At 66.0% G+C, this 20,120-nt stretch carries 20 protein-coding genes and 1 riboswitch; of the genes, 17 read left to right on the top strand and 3 right to left on the bottom strand.

Annotation, left to right across the window (positions count from 1 at the left end):
- Positions 1-252: 252 nt before the first annotated feature.
- The 15 genes from gltS (at position 253) to NKF27_RS13260 (ending at position 15,327) form a co-directional block, all read left to right on the top strand.
- Entirely contained in the window at positions 253-1,461 is a 1,209-nt protein-coding gene (gltS, locus tag NKF27_RS13330; protein WP_108448884.1) for a sodium/glutamate symporter, read from the top strand.
- Between the two features lie 344 nt (positions 1,462-1,805).
- Positions 1,806-2,933: a nicotinate-nucleotide--dimethylbenzimidazole phosphoribosyltransferase gene (gene cobT / locus NKF27_RS13325; protein ID WP_301271160.1), complete on the top strand. Its 1,128-nt coding sequence runs from the start codon at positions 1,806-1,808 to the stop codon at positions 2,931-2,933.
- A 58-nt stretch (positions 2,934-2,991) separates the two neighbouring features.
- On the top strand, positions 2,992-3,972 hold the full coding sequence (cbiB, locus tag NKF27_RS13320; protein ID WP_253552314.1) for an adenosylcobinamide-phosphate synthase CbiB: 981 nt from the start codon (positions 2,992-2,994) through the stop codon (positions 3,970-3,972).
- Positions 3,969-5,144 carry a threonine-phosphate decarboxylase CobD gene (cobD, locus tag NKF27_RS13315; protein ID WP_253552312.1) on the top strand — a complete coding sequence of 392 codons (1,176 nt, stop codon included), beginning with the start codon at positions 3,969-3,971 and terminating at the stop codon, positions 5,142-5,144. The genes cbiB and cobD overlap by 4 nt, the downstream gene beginning before the upstream one ends.
- Positions 5,141-5,761, top strand: coding sequence for a bifunctional adenosylcobinamide kinase/adenosylcobinamide-phosphate guanylyltransferase (locus tag NKF27_RS13310; RefSeq protein ID WP_253552291.1), 621 nt, complete (start codon positions 5,141-5,143; stop codon positions 5,759-5,761). Before cobD ends, NKF27_RS13310 begins: the two co-directional genes overlap by 4 nt.
- Positions 5,754-6,560, top strand: a complete 807-nt coding sequence (cobS, locus tag NKF27_RS13305; RefSeq protein WP_253552289.1) for an adenosylcobinamide-GDP ribazoletransferase — start codon at positions 5,754-5,756, stop codon at positions 6,558-6,560. Before NKF27_RS13310 ends, cobS begins: the two co-directional genes overlap by 8 nt.
- Positions 6,512-7,150, top strand: coding sequence for a histidine phosphatase family protein (locus NKF27_RS13300; protein WP_045994588.1), 639 nt, complete (start codon positions 6,512-6,514; stop codon positions 7,148-7,150). The genes cobS and NKF27_RS13300 overlap by 49 nt, the downstream gene beginning before the upstream one ends.
- Positions 7,102-7,584, top strand: a complete 483-nt coding sequence (locus NKF27_RS13295) for a bifunctional adenosylcobinamide kinase/adenosylcobinamide-phosphate guanylyltransferase (protein WP_253552288.1) — start codon at positions 7,102-7,104, stop codon at positions 7,582-7,584. The genes NKF27_RS13300 and NKF27_RS13295 overlap by 49 nt, the downstream gene beginning before the upstream one ends.
- 144 nt (positions 7,585-7,728) lie before the next feature.
- Positions 7,729-7,995: riboswitch (cobalamin riboswitch) on the top strand.
- 151 nt (positions 7,996-8,146) lie between these two features.
- Positions 8,147-10,066 (top strand): TonB-dependent receptor, encoded by a 1,920-nt coding sequence (locus tag NKF27_RS13290; protein ID WP_253552286.1) that lies wholly within the window; start codon positions 8,147-8,149, stop codon positions 10,064-10,066.
- A gap of 2 nt (positions 10,067-10,068) precedes the next feature.
- On the top strand, positions 10,069-10,980 hold the full coding sequence (locus tag NKF27_RS13285; protein ID WP_253552284.1) for a cobalamin-binding protein: 912 nt from the start codon (positions 10,069-10,071) through the stop codon (positions 10,978-10,980).
- Positions 10,958-11,977, top strand: coding sequence for an iron ABC transporter permease (locus NKF27_RS13280; RefSeq protein ID WP_253552282.1), 1,020 nt, complete (start codon positions 10,958-10,960; stop codon positions 11,975-11,977). Before NKF27_RS13285 ends, NKF27_RS13280 begins: the two co-directional genes overlap by 23 nt.
- A gap of 8 nt (positions 11,978-11,985) precedes the next feature.
- Positions 11,986-12,891 (top strand): ABC transporter ATP-binding protein, encoded by a 906-nt coding sequence (locus NKF27_RS13275; protein ID WP_253552280.1) that lies wholly within the window; start codon positions 11,986-11,988, stop codon positions 12,889-12,891.
- Positions 12,833-13,483 (top strand): cob(I)yrinic acid a,c-diamide adenosyltransferase, encoded by a 651-nt coding sequence (gene cobO, locus NKF27_RS13270; RefSeq protein WP_253552278.1) that lies wholly within the window; start codon positions 12,833-12,835, stop codon positions 13,481-13,483. Before NKF27_RS13275 ends, cobO begins: the two co-directional genes overlap by 59 nt.
- Before the next feature lie 42 nt (positions 13,484-13,525).
- On the top strand, positions 13,526-14,989 hold the full coding sequence (locus tag NKF27_RS13265) for a cobyric acid synthase (protein WP_253552276.1): 1,464 nt from the start codon (positions 13,526-13,528) through the stop codon (positions 14,987-14,989).
- Between the two features lie 98 nt (positions 14,990-15,087).
- The gene (locus NKF27_RS13260) at positions 15,088-15,327 is read left to right on the top strand and encodes a DUF2188 domain-containing protein (protein ID WP_253552274.1); all 240 of its coding nucleotides are present in this window, start codon (positions 15,088-15,090) and stop codon (positions 15,325-15,327) included.
- A gap of 63 nt (positions 15,328-15,390) precedes the next feature.
- Here NKF27_RS13260 and NKF27_RS13255 read toward each other — a convergent pair whose 3' ends face one another.
- Both NKF27_RS13255 and NKF27_RS13250 read right to left on the bottom strand, forming a co-directional pair.
- Positions 15,391-16,215: an alpha/beta fold hydrolase gene (locus tag NKF27_RS13255; protein ID WP_253552272.1), complete on the bottom strand. Its 825-nt coding sequence runs from the start codon at positions 16,213-16,215 to the stop codon at positions 15,391-15,393.
- Between the two features lie 193 nt (positions 16,216-16,408).
- Positions 16,409-17,164 carry a glycerophosphodiester phosphodiesterase family protein gene (locus tag NKF27_RS13250; RefSeq protein WP_253552270.1) on the bottom strand — a complete coding sequence of 252 codons (756 nt, stop codon included), beginning with the start codon at positions 17,162-17,164 and terminating at the stop codon, positions 16,409-16,411.
- A 246-nt stretch (positions 17,165-17,410) separates the two neighbouring features.
- On the opposite strand from NKF27_RS13250, the gene NKF27_RS13245 reads away from it, so the two are divergent.
- Positions 17,411-18,064, top strand: a complete 654-nt coding sequence (locus NKF27_RS13245; RefSeq protein ID WP_045994595.1) for a hypothetical protein — start codon at positions 17,411-17,413, stop codon at positions 18,062-18,064.
- Between the two features lie 241 nt (positions 18,065-18,305).
- On the opposite strand, the gene azu is transcribed toward NKF27_RS13245, so the two are convergent.
- Positions 18,306-18,800 (bottom strand): azurin, encoded by a 495-nt coding sequence (gene azu / locus NKF27_RS13240; protein ID WP_253552263.1) that lies wholly within the window; start codon positions 18,798-18,800, stop codon positions 18,306-18,308.
- Positions 18,801-19,085: 285 nt separating this feature from the next.
- Between azu and NKF27_RS13235 the strand changes: the two genes are divergently transcribed.
- On the top strand, positions 19,086-20,063 hold the full coding sequence (locus NKF27_RS13235) for an NADPH:quinone reductase (protein WP_045994597.1): 978 nt from the start codon (positions 19,086-19,088) through the stop codon (positions 20,061-20,063).
- The last annotated feature ends 57 nt before the right edge of the window (positions 20,064-20,120 follow it).

Raw genomic sequence — 20,120 nt, 5'->3', positions numbered from 1 at the left:
CCTCTGTGTCATTGGTCGTGGCCCTTGGCACCTTCTCCCCTGGCTGAGTTTGAACCGCTGTTTCTGCCTGGGCCCTCCCTCGGGTGGGGCGGACCTCTGAGGACACAAGAGGGAGCAAAAGCTTGCTCCACGACAAATAGGCCCCTCTCATGCCTGAATTTTTGTCCAGTAGTCTAGGGGCGGACACCTGGCGTATGCGCACCGAGAGTCACCAGGAGGGTGTCCTTCGAGGGCGAAGGAGAGCGAAGGCAGATGAATATAGGCTTGAACGCAGTGGAAACAATGGCGCTGGCGCTGGTCCTGCTGATGGTGGGCATTCAGCTTCGGCGCCGGGTGGAGTGGCTCGAGCGCATGTGCGTACCGACGCCGGTGGTCGGGGGCATCGGCTTCGCCGTGCTGGTATGGCTGCTACGATCGATGGACGTGCTGACGCTGGATCTGGACACCAGCGTTCAGGATCCGATGATGATCGCCTTCTTCGCCACGGTAGGGCTCGGTGGCAGCCTCTCGGTGCTGGCCAGGGGCGGGCGTTCGCTGGTGATCTTCCTGTTGACCTGCTGGGCCCTGGTGCTGGTGCAGAATGGTATCGGTATCGGCGTCGCCTCGATGATCGGGCTCGACCCCCTGATCGGCCTGATGGCGGGTGGCCCTTCGCTGGAAGGCGGCTTTGGCGGTGCGGCGGCCTTCGGGCCAGAGGCGGAAGCGCTCGGTGCCGACGGCGCCCTGACCGCCGCCATGACGGCGGCCACCTACGGTGTCATTACCGGTAGTCTGCTGGGCGCGCCTCTCGCCCGCTGGTTGATCGAGCGGTTCAAGCTTCGCATCGAGGCCGAGGAGGTCGGCGGGCTTGCCGATCTGCACGAGGAGCACCTGAGCGAAGATGATCAGACGCTGACCCCGCATCGGGTACTGAAGGCCATGGCGGTGGTGGTACCGGTGATGGTCATCGGCCTGGCCTGCCGCGAATTCATGAAAGAGAAACTCGGCATCGTGCTGCCAAGCTACGTCGGGGCCATGTTCGTGGCCATCGTGCTGCGCAATCTGAACGATCACCTTCGCCTGGTCGAGGTCTCCGAGCGCGCCATCAATCTGATCGGAGAAGTCAGCCTGGCGATCTTCCTGACCATGGCCATGATGAACCTGAAGATCTGGCAGCTGCAGGGCATGGGACTTGGCCTGGCGCTGATCCTGATGATCCAGACGCTGGTGATCATGGCCATCGCGGCGCTGGTGGTCTTTCGTTCGCTCGGCAGCAACTACGACGCCGCCGTACTCTCCGCCGGCTTCATCGGCTTTGGCCTGGGCGCTACGCCCAACGCCTTCGCCAACATGGGCGCCGTCTGCGACCACTACAAGGTGGTATCGAGCAAGGCCTACATCATCGTTCCGCTGTGTGGCGCCGTCTTGATCGACATGGTCTCCGTGCCCGCCATCACCTGGTGTCTCAACGTCTTTGCCTGAGGTCACGCTCGAGCGGTTTCACCAGTAGAGCTGTTTCATGAATAGATACCGACGCCGCGCCCACCCGGTCGCGGCGTCGGTAGTCCGGGCGAATCATGATGAATGCGGGGGCCTCGAACGGGGCTCGAACAGGGCTTGAATGAGGCAAGGCGACCCGCAGCGTGACCTGCAGCACGACCTGCAGCATAGACGCTGGATCTCGGATCCGTTTCCGAGGGAAGATCGCCTTTCGGTGATCTGCTAAGCTCGGCGGCTTGTTGCCCGCCTGTTCGCGTGTCGGAAGGCTCGGGCGGTCTTTTTCTTATTCGCCGCCCGGGCGGCGTTTGTGCCATCAGGATATCGCCGTGCGTGACCAGCCCTCGTCCTCGTCTTCTACTCCCGCCTCGACGCTTGACTCGACCCTCGACTCACCCCTTGTTTCAACTCTTTCCTCCAATATTGGCCGCATTCCTTCGCTGGACCTTGAGGCCCGCCGCCAGGCCTGTGCTCGTCTCGATAGCCTGACCAAGCCCCCCGGCAGCCTGGGTCGACTCGAGAAGCTGGCAGCGGATCTGGCGGCGATGACCGGCGAGCCGTTACCCCGGGTCGACCCTGCAGCCATCATCGTGTTCGCCGCCGACCACGGGGTGGCGGCGGAAGGCGTGTCGGCCTTTCCGGCCTCGGTCACCGCCCAGATGGTCGCCAACTTCGCCCGCGGGGGCGCCGCCATCAACGTTTTCGCCCGCCAGATCAATGCCCGGCTCGAGGTCGTCGACGTTGGGGTGGCCACGCCCAGCGATCAGGTGCCGGGTGTGGTGCTCGATCGGGTGCGGGCGGGCAGCGGCAATATTGCCTGCGAGGACGCCATGAGTCCCGACGAGGTAAAGGCGGCGCTTGAGGTCGGCATTCGAGCCGTCGAGCGCGCCCGCGCAGCGGGTTCCCGCTGTGTCATCCTGGGGGAGATGGGCATCGCCAACACCACCGCCAGCAGCGCTCTGCTGGCCGCCTTTACCGGGCTTTCCGCCGAGGAGGTGGTGGGGCGTGGCACCGGTATCGACGATGCGCGGCTGGCCCACAAGCGCAAGGTCATCGCCAGGGCGCTGGCACGGGGCACTGGCGATACCGCCCTCGATACCCTGGCGTGTCTGGGCGGGCTCGAGATCGCCGCCATGGCGGGGGCCTGCCTGGCCGCAGCGGCGGGTCGCACGCCGGTGCTGGTGGACGGTTTTATCGCCACGGTGGCGGCCCTTGCGGCGACTCGGCTGGCGCCTGGCGTGCGCGACTACCTGGTGTTTGGCCATCGCAGCGATGAGGCCGGTCACGGTGAGGCGCTGGCCGCACTCGGCGGTGAGCCGCTGTTGTCACTTGGCCTGCGCCTGGGCGAAGGCAGCGGCGCGGCCCTGGCCTATCCGCTGCTCGCCAGTGCCTGCGCCATGCTCAGCGAGATGGCGACCTTCGCCGACGCCGGAGTCGAGGGTGGCCCGTCGGCATGAGGCGAGCAGACGTCGTGAGAGTAGATGACGACAGCGCGGCCAGGGGGTGGTGGTTCCCATGACGCTGCCGCCACTGAGCCCCGAGTTGCTGGCGTTGGTGCTCGCCGCCCTGGTGCTGGATCTTTGGCTGGGGGATCCACGCTGGCTGCCGCATCCGGTGGTCGGCATGGGCCGACTGATCGGCGCCCTGGAAGCGCGGCTCAATCGTGGCAGGCCGCAGGCGCGTCGAGCCAAGGGCGTGGTGCTCACGCTGGTGGTGGTGGGGCTTGCATGGACGCTGGCCACTCTGGCGATTGGCCTTGCCGGTGTCGTCTCGCCCTGGCTGGCGCTGGTGGTGGAGGGCTTGCTTTTGTGGACCTGCCTTGCCTGCCGGGGCCTGGTGCAGGCCGCCCGCGCGGTGGCCACACCGCTGGCAAGGGGCGATGTGTATCAGGCGCGGCGCGCGGTCTCGGCCATCGTCGGGCGCGATACCCGGGAGCTTGACGAGGCAGGGGTGAGCCGAGCCTGCGTCGAGAGCGTGGCCGAAAATACCGTCGATGGCATCACCGCACCGCTGTTCTGGGCTCTGCTCGGCGGTGCGCCCCTGGCCTTGGCCTACAAGGCAGCCAATACTCTGGATTCCATGGTCGGCCATCGCAGCGATCGCTACCGCGAGTTCGGCTGGGCCTCGGCTCGCTTCGATGATCTGGTCAACCTGCTGCCGGCTCGGCTGACGGCGCTGGCGATGTGGTGTCTTGCTGCGGTGGTTCCGGGGCTGCGCAGGCGCGGCGCCTGGTCGGCGACGTGCCGACAGGCACCGGCTCACCCCAGTCCCAACGCCGGCTGGCCGGAGGCCATGGTGGCCAATCTGCTCGGCGTCGAGCTGGGCGGGGTAAACCGCTACGGCGATCAGATCAGCGACCGGGCGCGGCTGGGCACGCCCACCGAGACGATAAAGGCGCGTCACATTGACGCCGCGATTCGCTGTCTCTACGCCGGTACGGCGGGCGTGCTGACACTGCTGGCCTTGATCATCCTGGTGCTGGAGGCCGTGCGATGACATCGACCCACAATCAGCACCTGAGCGACACAAGCGCGAGCCAAACGCCAACGCAGAGCCAGGGCTCTTGCTGGCCTGATCACGGCGGCCAGGGCGCGGCGCTGCTCGACAGACTTGGCCTGTCGTCGGTGACACCGACCATGGATGTGAGCGCGAGCCTCAACCCGCTGGGCCCGCCGGTCTGGCTTTCTGATTGGCTCGCCCGCGCCATGAGCGAGGTGCGCCACTATCCTGACCCCGAGCACCGGGGCGCCGTGGCGGCCCTGGCGGCGTCGCTGGGGATAGCGCCACAGTCGGTGGTGTTGACCAACGGCGGCGCCGAGGCGATCCACCTGGTGGCCCGGGCCTATCGTCGCGCCCGCGCCTTGATCATCGAGCCGACCTTCGGCGAGTACGCCCGGGCATGCCGCCTCAACGACATCGAGATCGAGCGTTTGCCGCTCAGCGGAGATGACTTCCGGCTGGACGTCGAGGCGCTCTCGGCGCGCCTTGCCGCTGTCGATCTGGTGTTTGTGTGTCGCCCCAACAATCCCACCGGCACGCGCCTTCCCAGAAGTGACGTGGAAGCGCTGGTGGCGGCGGCCAGGCGCAGCGACACCCTGGTGGTCATCGACGAAGCCTTCGTCGACTTTGCCGACGACGAAGCCCCGCTCACCGATCTGGTGGAGCAGGGCGAGCCACTGGTGCTGTTGCGCTCGCTGACCAAGTTTTACGCCCTGGCGGGGCTGCGGCTTGGCTATCTGGTGGCGTCCCCGCAGCGCTGTCGGGCGCTGCAACACCATCAGGTGGCCTGGAGCGTCAACGGCCTGGCTGCCGCTGTAGTGCCCGAGCTGCTGGCCGATGGCGACTTTGCGCGTCGCACGCGCGACTGGCTTTACTCCGAGCGCGCCTACCTGACGGCCGGCCTGCGCGATCTGGGCCTGACGGTGGTGGACTCCCAGGCCAATTTCGTGCTGTTCAGGCCGCCGGGCCAGCCGTCGCAGGCCAATGGCGAAGCCTTGTTGTCCTACCTGGCACGGCACGGCTGTCTGGCTCGCCACACCCACACCTTCAACGGGTTGGACGGCGCCTGGATTCGCGTGGCGCTGCAGCGCCGCGCCGACAATGATCGCCTGCTCAGATGGCTTGGCGACTGGCTCGGCGACGCCCAGTCTCGTGGAGAGAACCGATGATCGCCTTTGTCAGCGGTGGCGTGCGTTCGGGCAAGAGTCACGTTGCCGAACAGGCGGCGCTGGCACTCCACGCCGACAAGCCCCGGGGGCAGCTCTGGTACCTGGCAACCGCCAGGGCCGAGGAGGGCGAGATGGCCACGCGGGTGGCGCGCCACCAGGCCCGGCGTGACAGCCGCTGGCATACGCTGGAGGCACCGCAGGATCTGTTGGCCGCCTGGCGTCAGGTGGGCGCAGGCGACACCGTGCTGCTGGATTGCCTGACGCTGTGGTCGAGTCAGCGCCTGTTTGCCGACGGCCTCGAGCGTGACGCCCGGCGCGCTGCGGCGAGAGACGCCTTTAACCAACTAGCAGCGCTGCTCGCGGACGCTCGCCGACGTGACATCGCGCTGGTGGTCGTATCCAACGACCTCAACGAGGAATTGCCGCCGAAGGACGCCCTGGTGCGCTGGTACCTGAGCGAGCTCCAGCGTCTGCACCTGCTGTTGGCGCGGTGCGCCGATCGGGTGGTGGAGGTGGTCGCGGGGCAGACCATCGAGTGGAAGCCGGCGGGGGAACGTACCGCTGACGTGAGGGCAGGGGCGGGCAACAGGCTGGGTAGAGGAGAGTCGAGTGAGTGATCAAAGGCCAAGAGTGCTGCCGGCACTGGCCGGGCTGGGGCTGGCGATCCAGTTTCTTACCCGGATACCGTTGCCGGTGATGATCGACTGGAACGGCGCCAACCGCCGCTGGGCGGCGCGTTGCTACCCGCTGGTGGGGCTCTTGATCGGCGTGTTGCTGGCCGTGGCCGCCGCGCTGACCTCTGCGCTGCCGACACCGATCCAGACACTGGTGCTGCTGACGCTGTGGGTGGCGCTGTCCGGTGGGCTGCACCTGGACGGTGTGATGGACCTGGCCGATGCGCTGGGCAGCAATGCGCCGCTCGAGCGCCGCTGGCAGATCATGAAGGACCCGCAGGTCGGCAGTTTTGGCGTGCTGGCGCTGGTGTTCCTGCTGGCCTGGAAGGCGGTCCTGTTGTGGTGGTGGCTCACGACCGACGGGGCTCTGCTGTGGCTGGTCGTGGTACCCGCCCTGGCCAGAGCCAGCGCGGTGGCGCTGCTCATCGGCGTACCCGCCGCTCGGCCCGAGGGACTCGCCCACAGCTGGCAGCAGGGCCTTGGCTGGCGCGACCTGACGCTTGCCCTAGTTCCTCTTCTGGTGGTGGTTTCCGCGGGACTGCTGCTGGCGCCGGGCGGGACGAACGTAGCCGGGCTGGTGGGGCTTCTGCTCGCCAGCGGGGGCTTTACCTGGGTCTTCGCCCGGGGGATGATCCGAGCCTTTCACGGCATCAACGGCGATATGCTGGGCAGTGCCATCGAGGGAGGAGAACTATGGCTTCTGATGTGTGTCTCGAGCTGGTGGTGGTTCGCCACGGGCTGACCCAGTGGAACCTGGACAAGCGCTACCAGGGCCAGCGCGATATCGAGCTGTTGATGCCCGACGCCCTGGCCGATATGGATCGGCTTCGCCTGGAACTGGAAGGCGAGCGCTTCGACGCTGTGGTGTCGAGCGACCTGACCCGCTGCCGCCAGACCCTGGCCCATATCGCCGAGGGACGTGGCTGGCCGGAGCCTCGCCTGGACCAACGCCTGCGCGAGAACGACTTCGGCGAGTTCGAGGGGCGCAACTGGGAAGAGCTCAAGGACGATCCGGTCTACCGGGAGTGGATCGACAGCGCCGGGGAGCTGGCGCCTCCCGGTGGTGAATCCGCCCAGGACCTGCGTGACCGGCTGGCGCTGGCCCTTGGCGCCATCTTCGATGCCGCCGTCGAGGCCGGCCACCGGCGCGTGCTGGTGGTCACCCACGGCGGGGTGATCCGCGAGCTGCGCCGAGAGTTCGAGGGCGTGCCGTTCTGGGAGGGCGTCGTCGGTCAGGCCGCAGGTCGGCGCTGGACACTCATTCGACAGGCAGAGGGCATCACATGCACGTCTTCATCGGCGGTACCGCGTCAGGCAAGCGTCAGCGGGTAGCCGAGCGCTACCCCGAGGCACGTTGGCGCGACGCCGACGAGATGATGAGACGGGTGCCCGGTGCTGGCGCTGGTCCCGCCATCGACGATGGCGACACCCTCGTCATCAGCGGCTGGCTTGCCTGGCTCGAGGCCGAACTTGGGGCCGGACGTGAGAACGAACGTGAGAACGAGTCGGCAAGTGCCGACGATGACCGGCTGGGCCAGCGCTGGCGCCAGGCCTTCACTGGCTGGGCCAGTTCGCCGGGACGGCGCGTGCTGGTGCTTGACGAGGTGGGGCGCGGCATCGTCCCGGTGGACCCGGCCCAGCGCCGTCTGCGTGATCTGATGGGCTGGCTGTCCCAGGACGCAGTGCGCCTGGCAAGCCAGGTACACTACGTTCGCCATGGCCTGACCATGCGACTCGATGGGAAGGATGCTGCCGCAGCGGACTGAGCGGACTGGCGGACTGAGCGAACAGAGCCGGCATGGCCCCCCATCGAATAAGCCGAACGGCGCTTTTCGTTGACGCCCGCTGTGCCGATTGCTAGCTTACGCGCACTCTCAGGTGCCCCGAAACGTGCCAGCATGACCACGGCGTCAGTCCTTTCTGACGCAAGACGCCGTGGCCAGAAATAGACACGAGGGGTGAAACGGGAAGTCGGTGCCAATCCGACGCTGCCCCCGCAACGGTGATCGAGTCAAGCGCGCTCACCACGCCACTGTGACAGGGTCCTTGACCCCTGATGCGACCGGACCCTGTGTCCCGCTCAGCCAGTCACGGGAAGGCGAACGCGCCGAACCGTCGAAACGCTTCGATGGTTCATCTCGTCAGCCCGGAGACCGGCCTGAAGAGCCATGCCAAGGGGCGGTGGGGTCCCGACGCGCAGCGCTTGCCTGTCAGTTTGGTGTTCTTGACGCTCCCGGGTGTCCTGTCCAGCGTTCTGTGTCCCCTGTTCGCTCCTCGGCCTTCGAGGGTCTACGCCGTGCGGGTGCGCACGGTGCCAAGGGATACACCATGTCGTCTGCTTTCTTCGCCCCTGCTCGTCTTTCTGTTGCCTGCCGCTCCCGTGGCCTGCGTCTGTGCGTCGGCCTTGCCGCCGCCCCCTGGCTACTGGTGAGCCAGGCCAGCGCCCAGCAGTCCGCTTCCTCCGACGTGACGACCGCCGAGCTGTCCTCCGTCGAACAGGCCTCTATTGAGCCCACCACCGAGCCCGCCACCGAACTCGACCCGTTGGTGGTGTCGGCGACGCTTTCGCCGCGTACCGCCAGTCAGTCGCTGTCCTCGGTCAGCGTCATCGATGAAGAGGCGCTAAGGCGCCGCGATCCGGTCAGCATTCCCGACGCCCTTCGCGGCGTGCCCGGTGTGGACGTGTCCACCAGCGGTGGCTTCGGCAAGCAGGCGAGCGTCTTTATTCGCGGAACTGACAGCTCCGCTACTGTGATGATGATCGACGGTATCCGCCTGCGCTCGGCCACCACTGGAGCACCTGCCTGGCAGTACCTGGAGCCGCGCATGTTCGAGCGCATCGAGGTGGTCCGCGGGCCTCGTGGTGCGCTCTACGGTGCCGACGCGGTGGGCGGGGTGGTTCAGCTGTTCACCGACAAGCCCGATGAACAGGGACCGACGCCCAGCGTGCAGCTCGGTACCGGCTCCTTCAATACCCAGCGGGCCTCGGCCAGTCTGTCGGGCCGCGAGGGCGGCACCTCCTACCAGTTCAGCGCCACCCGCCTGGACAGCGACGGCACCGAGGTTCGCGATGGCGGCGAGGACAAGGCCTACGACAACACTTCGGGTCTGGTGAGCCTGTCTCACACCTTCGACAACGGCGCCAACCTCGGACTGCTGGGACTACGTGCCCGTGGCAACAACGAATACGAAGGTGGTGACTCCGACTATGTGCAGCAGGTGGCCGGTGTCTACGCCGAGATGCCGGTGACCGATATCTGGTCGTCGCGTCTTACCCTGAGCGAGGCCCGCGATGAGCTGGAGTCGCATTCTGAATCCTTTGGCACTTCGGTGATCGATACCGAGACGCGTACCGCGCGCTGGGACAATACCCTGCTGCTGGGCGCCCAAGAGTTGATCGCCGGCGCCGAGTATCAGGAAGACAAGGTCGATGGCACCACCGAGTACCAAGAGACCAGTCGCGACAATGTGGCGGTGTTCGCCCAGGCGTTGATGGACTTTGAGCCATTCTCGATGCAGGCGGGCCTGCGCCACGACGACAACGAGGCGTTCGGCGATGAGGTCACCGGCCACCTGGCACTGGGCTACGCCTTCGACGATCAGCACACCCTGCGTGCTAGCTACGGCACCGCCTTCCGTGCCCCGACCTTCAACGACCTATATCTTCCAGAGTTCTTCAATTACAGCAATAGCGACCTTGACGCCGAAGAGTCCGAAACCTGGGAGCTCGGCCTGCGCGGCCAGTACCAGCGAATGTTCTGGGATCTGGCGCTCTACCAGACCAACGTCGATGATCTGATCGCATCGGGGGACGACGGTCTGGTCAACGTGGATGAGGCTCGAATTCGTGGGGTGGAGCTTGCCACCGGGCTCGAGCTCGACCAGTGGACCCTGGCCGCCAGCGTCGCCTATACCGACCCGGAAGACCGCGACACGGGCAAGCAATTGAGAAGGCGCGCTTCCCAGACCCTGCGCCTGGACGCCGATCGCCAGCTGGGTGACTGGAATCTGGGGGCCTCCTTCGTCGCCCAGGACCACCGCTACAATGACGTCGACAACGACGAGCGTCTGGCCGGCTACGGCACCTTGGACCTGCGCGCCGGCTGGGCCTTTGCGCCGGACTGGAAGGCCAACCTGACGCTCGAGAACGTCTTCGATCGCGAGTACGTGACCGCGAGCAATGGCACACTCTGGGACTACGAAAACCCGGGACGTGCCGCCTACCTGAGCGTCGGCTTCAACCTGTGATCATGCGCCGCTCGCTTGTCTCGGCCAGCGCTGGCCTGGTGCTGTCGGCGCTGGCCAGTGCCGCCATGGCGTCCTCTTCGCCCGACGGGGACGGCGACATCTGTGTTGTCGATGACACCGAGCGGGAGCTATGCCTGGCGGCGCCGGCAGAGCGTATCGTGGCGCTGTCGCCCAGCGTCACCGAGATGCTGTTCGCGGCGGGGGCCGGCGAGCGGGTGGTGGGGGTAGTCAGCTTCAGCGACTATCCCGAGGCCGCGCGCTCGCTGCCCCAGGTGGGCAGCTACGATCGACTCGACCTCGAGTCGCTGTTGGCGCTTGACCCCGACCTGGTGGTGGCCTGGGCCGGCGGTAATCCTGGACAGCAGGTCGAACGCCTGGATGAACTCGGCCTGCCGGTGTTCCGCTCGGACGCCGCCAACTTCGAGCAGATCGCCACAACGCTTGAGCGGTTCGGCCGCCTGGCCGGTTCGGCGGATACCGGCGACACCGCGGCCCGGGAGCTGCGAGAATCGGTGGCGGCCCTCGGCGAACGCTACGTTGACGCAGCACCGGTCGAGGTCTTCTATCAGGTATGGGAGCAGCCGCTGATGACCGTCAACGGTGAGCACTGGATCAGTCGGGCGCTGTCACTTTGTGGCGGCGTCAATCTATTCGCCGACGAGGCGCCACTGGTGCCTCGACTGTCGCGGGAGGCGGTGCTGGCCGCGGACCCGGAAGTCATCATCACCGGCGGCATGGGCAAGGCGGACCCCACCTGGCTCGATGCCTGGCGCCAGTGGCCGCAGATGACCGCGGTGGCCCGCGACAACCTCTATTTCATCAACCCCGACCTGGTGCAGCGGGCGACGCCGCGCCTGGTCGAGGGCACCCGAGCCCTGTGCCAACATCTGGATGCTGCCCGTGAACGCCGCTGACTCCAGCGCTACCTTTCGGCCCACCCGGCGAGGTCGGCCGCTGGGCCTGCTGGCGCTGCTCGGTGTGGTGTCGGTGGTGCTGGCCGTGTCGGTGGGCAGCGTCGCGCTGTCACCGATGGAGCTGTGGCTGACGCTGACCGGGCAGGGCAGCCCCCTCCACCAGACCCTGGTGTGGGAGCTGCGCCTGCCCCGTGCGCTGGCCGCCTTCGGTACCGGTGCCTTGCTGGCCCTGGCCGGCGCCTTGATGCAGGTACTGCTGCGCAATCCATTGGCCGACCCCTATGTGCTCGGGCTCTCCGGCGGGGCCTCGGTGGCGGCGCTGTGTGCCATGCTGGCTGGCCTTGGCGCGGCGCTGGTCTCGGCCTCGGCCTTTGCCGGTGCGCTGGTGTCGATCCTGGTGGTATTTGGCCTGGCCCATGGCAGCGGCAGCTGGTCGCCGGCCCGCCTGCTGCTGACCGGGGTCGTCATGGCCTCCGGCTGGGGCGCGATCATCACCTTCCTGCTGGCGGTCAGCCCGGTGGAGGAGCTGCCGGGCATGCTCTACTGGCTGATGGGCGATATGGCCTACGCCCGCAGTCCCTGGCCGGTACTGGTGATCGCCGCGCTGTCAGCGCTGGTGCTGGTGCCATTGGGGCGGACCCTCAACGTGCTGGCCCGGGGTGGTCAGCAGTCGCTGGCGCTGGGCGTGGCGGTGCGCCCGCTGGAATGGGGGCTGTATCTGGCGGCGAGCCTGGCCACCGCCACCGCGGTGACCACCGCCGGATCGGTGGGGTTCGTCGGCCTGATGGTGCCGCATATGCTGCGCCTTCGCCTGGGTGCCGACCAGCGCTTGATCCTGCCGGCCTCGCTGCTGGCCGGAGGCTGCCTGTTGACCCTGGCCGATACCCTGGCGCGAACCCTGATCGCCCCCCAGCAGTTGCCGGTAGGGGTGATCACCGCGCTGATCGGGGTGCCGAGTTTTCTCTACCTGCTGCATCGCAGCCACGGCAAGGGATAGGGGCGCTCATGGCTGTCACACCCGCATCCACCGACCAGGCGCTGCCAGTTTGTTCGCTGTCCTGCGAAGCGTTGGTGATCGACGTGCCCGGCAGGGCGGACGGTCAGCCGCTGTCGTTTTCCATCGAGCCCGGCAGTCGCTGGGGCATCCTCGGGCCCAACGGCGCCGGCAAGAGCACGTTATTGCACACCCTGGCCGGGTTAAGGGCGCCGCGCCATGGGCGCTTGAGGCTGGACGGCCAGCCGCTGACCGACTTGCGCCGGCGTGCCGTTGCCCAGCGTCTGGGCGTGGTGTTCCAGGAGCGCCATGATGAGTTTCCGGCCAGCGTGCTAGAGACCGCGCTGATCGGCCGCCATCCCTTCCTCCGGGCCTGGCAGAACGAAAGTGAGGACGACGTCCAGCGCGCCCTGGGGGCGCTTGAACGCCTCGACATCGCTCACCTGGCCCACAGGCCGCTGGCGACCCTGTCCGGCGGTGAACGTCAGCGGGTCAGCCTGGCCACGGTGCTGACCCAGGCGCCGCAGATCTGGCTGGTGGATGAACCGACCAACCACCTCGACCTGCATCATCAGGTGGCCGCCATGGCGCTGCTCGACGAACAGGCAAGCCAGGGTGCCGCCGTGGTGATGTGCCTGCACGATCTCAATCTGGCGGCGCGCTGGTGCGACCATCTGCTGCTTTTGTATCCCGATGGGGCGGTCTGCTGGGGACCACGCGACGATATGCTGGTCACATCCGCCCTGGAGCGGCTCTACGACCAGCCGCTGAGCGTCGCCGAGGTCGATGGCGCCGCCGTCTTCATGCCGCGGGTGGCCTCGTCGCTTAATCCGCCGCGCCCCACCAAGGAAGTTTCCCATGACGCACACGTCCCCTACGACGCCATCCCCCACGACACAGACTCCGAAGAATGTTGATCCCGAGCGCCACGCCCGGCGCATGGCCGCCAAGCAGCGGATCATGGCCGAGCGCATCGCCAGTGCCGACAAGGAACAGGGCGTGCTGCTGGTGCTGACAGGCCCCGGCAAGGGCAAGAGTTCATCCGGCTTCGGCATGCTGGCCCGGGCGCTGGGCCACGACATGAAGGTGGGCGTGGTGCAGTTCATCAAGGGCGCATTTTCTACCGGGGAGGAGGCCTTCTATCGCCGCCAGCCCGGAGTGGCCTTCCACGTCATGGGCGAGGGCTACACCTGGGACACCCAGGACCGGGAGCGCGATGTCGCCGCCGCCGAAGCCGCCTGGGACAAGGCCCGCAAGTTGCTTCAGGATCCCGATATCGCGCTGGTACTGCTCGATGAGCTGAACATCGCCCTGCGCTACGGTTATCTGGATCTCGACCGGGTACTGGACGACCTGCAGGCCAGACCGGCGATGCAGCACGTGGTGGTGACCGGGCGCCACGCGCCCCAGGCGCTGATCGAACTGGCCGATACGGTCACCGAGATGAAGGTGGTCAAGCACGCCTTCAAGGATCAAGGCATCAAGGCCCAGAAGGGTATCGAGCTTTGATCGAACCCCCAGAAGGGTATCGAGCTGTAAGGGAGCGCTAGCATGGCAACGCTGATGATCCAGGGCACCACCTCGGATGCCGGCAAGTCCACGGTGGTCGCCGGTCTGTGCCGGGTGCTGGCACGGTGCGGGTTCAGCGTGGCCCCGTTCAAGCCCCAGAACATGGCGCTGAACAGTGCCGTCACCGTGGATGGCGGCGAGATCGGTCGCTCCACCGCGCTGCAGGCCCAGGCTGCCCGCGTAGCGCCGCACAGCGACATGAACCCTGTGCTGTTGAAGCCCGAAAGCGACAAGGGCGCCCAGGTCATCCTGGCCGGTCGCGTCCACGGCAGCATGGCCGCGCTGGACTACCACGCCTACAAGACCACCGCCCGACAGACGGTGATGGACTGCCATCGCCGGCTGTCCGAGCGCTTCGACGTGATCATCGCCGAAGGGGCGGGCAGCCCCGCCGAGGTCAATCTGCGCGAAGGCGACATCGCCAACATGGGCTTCGCCGAGGCGGTGGACTGCCCGGTACTGCTGGTCGGTGATATCGACCGAGGCGGCGTCTTTGCCCAGCTATGCGGCACCCTGGCGCTGGTCAGCGCGTCCGAAAACGCGCGGATCAAGGGCTTCGTGATCAACCGCTTTCGCGGCGATATCGGGCTGCTGGAACCGGGGCTTGAGTGGCTGGCCGAGCGCGAGGCGAGGCCGGTGCTCGGCGTGCTTCCCTACCTGCAGGGGCTGTGGCTCGACGCCGAGGACAGCCTGTCGCTGGAGCAGCGGCTTGATCACGCAGGGGGCGACATGCTCAAGGTGGTGGTGCCGGCCCTGCCGCGCATCAGCAACCACACCGACCTCGATCCGCTACGCCTGCATCCTCGCGTCAGCCTGAGCCTGGTCGGCCCCGACCAGCCGATGCCCGATGCCGACGTCATCCTGTTGCCGGGCAGCAAGAATACCCGGGCGGACCTGGCCTGGCTGCGCAGCCAAGGGTGGGATGAGCGTATCCGTCGCCATCTGCGTTACGGCGGGCGGGTGCTGGGTGTCTGCGGCGGTTTTCAGATGCTGGGGGAATGGATCGACGATCCTGACGGCATCGAGGGCGAGCCCGGCGGCGTCGAAGGGCTCGGTTGGCTTGCCATGTCCACCACCATGCGCCCCGACGAGCGCCTTAAACGCGTCAGCGGGCGCATCGACACCGCCGACGGCTGCTGCAGCATCCACGGCTACGAGATTCATCAGGGCGTCAGCCGGGGCGAGGCGCTTTCACGGCCATTGATGCGTCTCGAAGGACGAGACGAAGGTGCCGTCAGCCAGGATGGTCAGATCATGGGTACCTATCTGCACGGGCTGTTCGACGGCCCCGACGCCTGCGAAGCATTGCTCGCCTGCCTCGGGCTGCCGGCCGAGGACACCCGCCGGGTGGACCTCGACGCCCACCGCGAACGTCAACTCGACCGGCTTGCCGACGCCGTCGAGCAGCATCTGGATATGGAGATGGTTCTGCGCCTGATCGGTTGAGGAAGATGTTCCGATATCGGCGCCCGGCGTAAACTGTGGGGGTGCCACAGCTTTCCCTGTACAGATGGCACCATGGCAACTGCGTCGAGGGCTTGGTCATGAAGGTGACATCCAAACATGTGGTCAGTAGAGACAAGGGATGGGCAGTAAAGACCAGCGGCACGTCTCGTGCCGGCAAGGTTTTCGAGAGCAAGGCTGAAGCCGTGGAATACGCGCGCCGCGTGGCCAGGAGGGAGCACGGTGAGCTATACGTGCATGGGCTCGATGGCACTATCCAGGAGCGCAAGAGTTATCGGCGCGAATCTGAGGCAACCAAGTCTCTGCGCTCGAAGAAGTGACGGCGTACGCCATTTGAGCGCAATGTCTTTGTCAATTGCCCGTTCGATGAGGCGTACTATCCGCTATTGCGTCCCTTGCTCTTCACCATCATCTACGTCGATTTGCTCACCCAGCAGGCTCGTGATGTAGTCAAGGACTCTGTCAGGCTGCTCGCGATGGGGCACGTGGCCACACCCCTCCAGCAACACCATCCGTGACGGCCCTTGAGGTAGTTGCGCGTAGCGTTCGGGCTGCTGTGGCGAGCCGTATTCGTCCTGGTCGCCGTGCAGCGCCAGCACAGGACACCGGACCCGTCCAAGGGTGTCATCCAGGGTCCAGCCCCGAAAGTCGGGGTCCAGCCAGGTATCCACCCAGGCGTCGAGTACCCTATGAGCCTTGTCGCCATGGTACTTCTCCAGGCGCTCGATCTGACCGGGCAGGGCGAACGCATCACGAGCCTCTCGTATGCCCGCAAGCGTGCGTTCTTCCACAAAGGCCTGGGCCGCCAGGGTAATCAGCGCCTGGCAATCGTCGTAGTGGGCCGCGATATCGGCGGCCATGCAGCCGCCTACGCTATGGCCCAGAACAACGAAACCCTCGAGCCCCAACGCGTGATGAAGCGCGGCAAAGCCCTGGTGCGCTTCGTCGGCGATAAAGGTGTGAGTCAGTTGGCCTGGGTGGCCCGTGGATTGGCCGAAGCCCAGTCGATCGTAAGCGATCACTTCGCGACCGGTGGTCATGCACAGGGCTTGGGGGAAGTCGCGCCATAGCTCAACGCAGCCCAGCGAGTCATGTAGCAACACGATGGGCGCGCCCTTGGTATCAGGCTCGGGACGCCATCGACGAACGAACAGCGATTGCCGGTCTGTGTCGTGAAGTGACACCTGAAGGTCAGATACCTGGGGCATGAAGTGGCTCGCGGTCAGCAACATATCAAGCCCACTCTAGCGAGTGGCCGCTGGCCTGCCAAGCAAGCGCTAGGTTTGGACGGGTCGCTTTCAGGACAGGTCGCTTTTAAGACAGGTCGATTTTAATACAGGTCGTTTTGTAATACAGGGCCATGCCAGTGGCAGAGCCGCCACAAGGATACCTTCAGGTGAGTCACTTCTTGTCGGCGAAACGCTCGGGATCATCGGAAATGACGGTGGTCACGCCCCATTTCCAGTACTTGGCGAAGGCCACCGGATCATTGGCGGTATAGCAAAGTAGCGGTGTGCCGCTCTGGGTAACCTCCCGAGCCCGCTCTTCCTTCAGCTTCTTCCAGTCGCAGTGCAGGCTGTAGGCCTGCACCGCTTCCATGTCACTACGCCAGTTCTTGCCGATCTTGTCGACCAGGACGCCCAGGGCGAGTTGGCTGGGTGATGCGATGCTGCGCGCGTGATCGAGGGCCGCCGGGCTGAAGGAAGACACCAGTCGACGTTCGAACGGCAGGGCTTCCAGCAGGCGTGGGATCACCGATTCGGCCAATGCTTCCGGGTCGCGTCCCCGGGTCACCTTGAGTTCCAGGTTGACCGCCATACCGCGACGATCGATCAGGTTGAGCATGTCGTCCAGGGTCGCCATGCGCTCACCGCGAAAGCGCTCGGCGTACCAGGCGCCGACGTCGTATTCCCTGGCCTGTTCCAGACGCAGCTTGCTTAACTTGCCGCGCCCGTTGGAGCAGCGCCGCATGCCGGGGTCGTGCCAGATCACCGGGGTTCCATCACCCAGCAATTGCACGTCGAGCTCGACCCAGGTGATACCGGCTTCCCAGGCAAGCTGGACGGCGCTCAGGGTATTTTCCGGTGCATGGGCCGACAGGCCGCGATGCGCCATCAGACGGGGCAGGTCGATAAGGGGCGTGCGAGATGTCGTCATGGGCTCTCCTTGGCTTGGCGTCACAACATGGCACCGGCTTTCGTCATCATCGGACATGACCGTCCTGCAAGCCAGAGGCTGCACGCCTCCATGTTGGGTCATAAAGATGACCGAACGGCGACGACATGAACACCCCATCTGTCGCAGCGGTACGCCGAGGGCGGTGTCGCTGCCTGGAATATGCTAGTCTCGCCGGTTTCGACAAGTGGGTCAGCGCCGGTCGGCGCCAGCAATTAGAGGTCAGTGATGAAGGTCGTCAAAATCAACGAGCCCCAGCAGCGGGAAGCCTGCCTGGCACGCCTTTGTGCGGAAGCCTACGGTCATCAGGCGGGTATCGCCCCCCTGGTCACCTTCGCCGGCGTCATCGGGGTGCTGTTCAAGCAGGAAGCCGCCCGGCTTCTCGCTCTGGTGGACGATCAGTCCCGTCCCATCGCGCTGGCCCTGCTGGTCAGCGACGAAGCCGGTACCAGCATGAATGTGGCCCAGTTGACGTCGCTGGATCCTGACGCCGAAAGTGCGGTCGACGGCGGCAACAAGACCGGCGCGGAAAGCGATAGCCAGGGCGAGGCACAAAAGCCTGCCGGCAAGGGCAAGCTGAATCCCGCCCTTCGCCTGGTGGCGGAACTGGCGCTGCGGGCGCCGCTGCGGGTGGACGTGGTCAGCGATGCCCAGAAGGCCGAGTTTAGCGCCGCCGGTATCCAGCGCTGGATCAAGGGCCCGGGCGAGCTGCAGATCGGTCTGGGACCCAAGCATACGGCCACCAGCCTCGACAATTTGCCGCGTACCCTGACCGTGGACGAAGCCTCGGTGGTGGCCAACTTCAAGCAGGACAAGGCACTCTTCGAAGATTACAAGAACCGCTTCGTCAGAGGCCTGGAGTCCTTCCCGCGGACGTTGTGATCAGCGACGGAAGGGCACCTGTTGAGTCCTTCCCGCGGACGCTATGAACTAGTAGAAGTGGTAGAACAACGAAGCCCCGGTCCCTGCCTCTTTTTGGAGGCGAGGGCCGGGGCTTCGTCGTTGGGCAAAGGGTCGGCGCTTGCCGGGCCGAGGTGGTTGTTGATCCGCTCGCGGGCAGCAAGAACGGAGGTGGCCCGGGTCACGCCGTCAGGGATCGATGCCCGTCGATCCGTGCAGTTGTCTAGCCTTCGCTGGTGAGGCTGAACGATCCCTTCATCATCGAGGAGTGGCCGGGGAAGGAGCAGAAGAAGGTCAGATCCTGGTCGGCGAGTCCTTCGGTGTCGAAGGTGATGCTGGTGGATTCGCCGCCGCCGATGATGTCGGTGGCGGCCAGGATGCGGTCATCCTCCGGTAGGTAGTTGCTGTCGAGTCCCGCCTGCATGCCGGCGGAGGCAATCTCCTGATAGGCGTCGGTAGGGGCCAGCACCCAGTTGTGTCCCATCACGTCTTTCGCCATGGAGCCCGAGTGGGTCAACGTCAGACTGACGGTCTCGCAGCTGGCGGGTACGCTCAGCTCGCTCTTGTCGTACTGCATCTGGTCAGTGGAATCGATGGTCAGCCGGCACTCTTCGGCGACGTTGTCCGCGGCGCCGTCATCCGCCATCGCCACGGCAGAGAACAGCGGCACGGCGGTGATCGCGAGGATGGAGGCGGAGGAAAGCAGGGCATGTTTCATGACAGCGTCCTTTTCGTTGCTGGATAGGGTGGGTGCAGGGTTTGCCACGACCGTTCACGGCGTTCAGCAAGGGGAAGCGCGGTGCACCACACAACATGTATCCATGTTTATATTTTAACTGTATACAGTTGATGAGTCTCGTAGACATCAATGGAGCTGTCAAGCGCCGACAGTGATCCCGTGGCCACGGCTGTGCCGACGGCAAATCCAGTTTGGACTTGACCGAGGTCGAGCAGAGCGCTTGACTGGGCGTACATACCCGTTAGCAGCGTAAGGAAGCCTTTCATGGCCAAGCGGATTCAATTCGCACGCACCGGCGATTCCGAGGTGCTGGAACTCGTCGATACACCGGCGGCCGAGCCGGGCCCCGGCGAGGTACGCGTCGCCAATGAGGCGGTGGGCCTCAACTTCATCGATATCTACTTCCGCACCGGTCTGTATCCGGCGCCGTCCCTGCCGTCGGGCCTGGGAACCGAAGGCGCTGGCGTGGTCGACGCCGTGGGCGAGGGGGTCGATCATCTGCAGGTAGGCGACCGCGTGGCCTACGCCCAGGGGCCCCTGGGCGCCTACGCCGAACTGCACACCCTGCCGGCGGACAAGGTGGTGGCGCTGCCCGAGGGGATCAGTTGCGAGACCGCAGCGGGGGCCATGCTCAAGGGGCTGACGGTGCAGTACCTGCTGCGTCAGACCTACCCGCTGCAGGGTGGCGAGACCATCCTGTTCCACGCCGCTGCCGGTGGGGTGGGGTCGATTGCCTGTCAGTGGGCCAAGGCCCTGGGCGTCAAGCTGATCGGCACAGTCAGCTCCGTCGAGAAGGCGGAGCTTGCCAAGCGCAACGGCGCCTGGGCGACCATCGACTACACCAAGGAAGACGTGGTCGAAAGGGTGCGCGAGCTGACCGGTGGCGAGATGGTCGACGTGGTCTACGACAGCGTCGGCAAGGACACCTGGGAGACCTCGCTGGACTGCCTGAAGCCGCGCGGACTGATGGTCAGCTTCGGCAACGCCTCCGGACCGGTCGAGGGGGTCAACATCGGCATCCTCAACCAGAAGGGCGCGCTCTACGTCACTCGGCCGAGCCTCAACGGCTACGCCGACAGCCCGGAGCGGCTGCAGGACATGGCCGACGAGCTGTTCGACATGATCGAGAGCGGCAAGGTGAAGATCGACGTGGCCCAGCGCTTCGCCCTGGCGGAGGCCGGTAAGGCCCAGGACGCCCTGGCGTCACGCAAGACCACCGGGTCTACCGTGCTGCTGCCCTGAGCGATCGATCGCCGATCCCTGTCTTCCTGATCGAACCTGTCCTCCGGACAGAGCGGG

It is taken from the genome of Halomonas sp. DN3 (assembly GCF_024137905.1).
GTDB classification, from domain to species: domain Bacteria; phylum Pseudomonadota; class Gammaproteobacteria; order Pseudomonadales; family Halomonadaceae; genus Halomonas; species Halomonas litopenaei.
Note: the sequence above shows the minus strand (reverse complement) of the source record. Positions and strands in the feature narration are given on the sequence as shown.

What these genes read in the sequence shown, in the direction of transcription:
- gltS (WP_108448884.1), top strand. Translation starts at nt 253, where the DNA reads ATGAATATAGGCTTGAACGCAGTGGAAACAATGGCGCTGGCGCTGGTC.
- cbiB (WP_253552314.1), top strand. Translation starts at nt 2,992, where the DNA reads ATGACGCTGCCGCCACTGAGCCCCGAGTTGCTGGCGTTGGTGCTCGCC.
- cobD (WP_253552312.1), top strand. Translation starts at nt 3,969, where the DNA reads ATGACATCGACCCACAATCAGCACCTGAGCGACACAAGCGCGAGCCAA.
- NKF27_RS13310 (WP_253552291.1), top strand. Translation starts at nt 5,141, where the DNA reads ATGATCGCCTTTGTCAGCGGTGGCGTGCGTTCGGGCAAGAGTCACGTT.
- NKF27_RS13300 (WP_045994588.1), top strand. Translation starts at nt 6,512, where the DNA reads ATGGCTTCTGATGTGTGTCTCGAGCTGGTGGTGGTTCGCCACGGGCTG.
- NKF27_RS13295 (WP_253552288.1), top strand. Translation starts at nt 7,102, where the DNA reads ATGCACGTCTTCATCGGCGGTACCGCGTCAGGCAAGCGTCAGCGGGTA.
- NKF27_RS13290 (WP_253552286.1), top strand. Translation starts at nt 8,147, where the DNA reads ATGTCGTCTGCTTTCTTCGCCCCTGCTCGTCTTTCTGTTGCCTGCCGC.
- NKF27_RS13285 (WP_253552284.1), top strand. Translation starts at nt 10,069, where the DNA reads ATGCGCCGCTCGCTTGTCTCGGCCAGCGCTGGCCTGGTGCTGTCGGCG.
- NKF27_RS13280 (WP_253552282.1), top strand. Translation starts at nt 10,958, where the DNA reads ATGCTGCCCGTGAACGCCGCTGACTCCAGCGCTACCTTTCGGCCCACC.
- NKF27_RS13275 (WP_253552280.1), top strand. Translation starts at nt 11,986, where the DNA reads ATGGCTGTCACACCCGCATCCACCGACCAGGCGCTGCCAGTTTGTTCG.
- cobO (WP_253552278.1), top strand. Translation starts at nt 12,833, where the DNA reads ATGACGCACACGTCCCCTACGACGCCATCCCCCACGACACAGACTCCG.
- NKF27_RS13265 (WP_253552276.1), top strand. Translation starts at nt 13,526, where the DNA reads ATGGCAACGCTGATGATCCAGGGCACCACCTCGGATGCCGGCAAGTCC.
- NKF27_RS13260 (WP_253552274.1), top strand. Translation starts at nt 15,088, where the DNA reads ATGAAGGTGACATCCAAACATGTGGTCAGTAGAGACAAGGGATGGGCA.
- NKF27_RS13255 (WP_253552272.1), bottom strand. Translation starts at nt 16,215, where the DNA reads ATGCCCCAGGTATCTGACCTTCAGGTGTCACTTCACGACACAGACCGG.
- NKF27_RS13250 (WP_253552270.1), bottom strand. Translation starts at nt 17,164, where the DNA reads ATGACGACATCTCGCACGCCCCTTATCGACCTGCCCCGTCTGATGGCG.
- NKF27_RS13245 (WP_045994595.1), top strand. Translation starts at nt 17,411, where the DNA reads ATGAAGGTCGTCAAAATCAACGAGCCCCAGCAGCGGGAAGCCTGCCTG.
- azu (WP_253552263.1), bottom strand. Translation starts at nt 18,800, where the DNA reads ATGAAACATGCCCTGCTTTCCTCCGCCTCCATCCTCGCGATCACCGCC.
- NKF27_RS13235 (WP_045994597.1), top strand. Translation starts at nt 19,086, where the DNA reads ATGGCCAAGCGGATTCAATTCGCACGCACCGGCGATTCCGAGGTGCTG.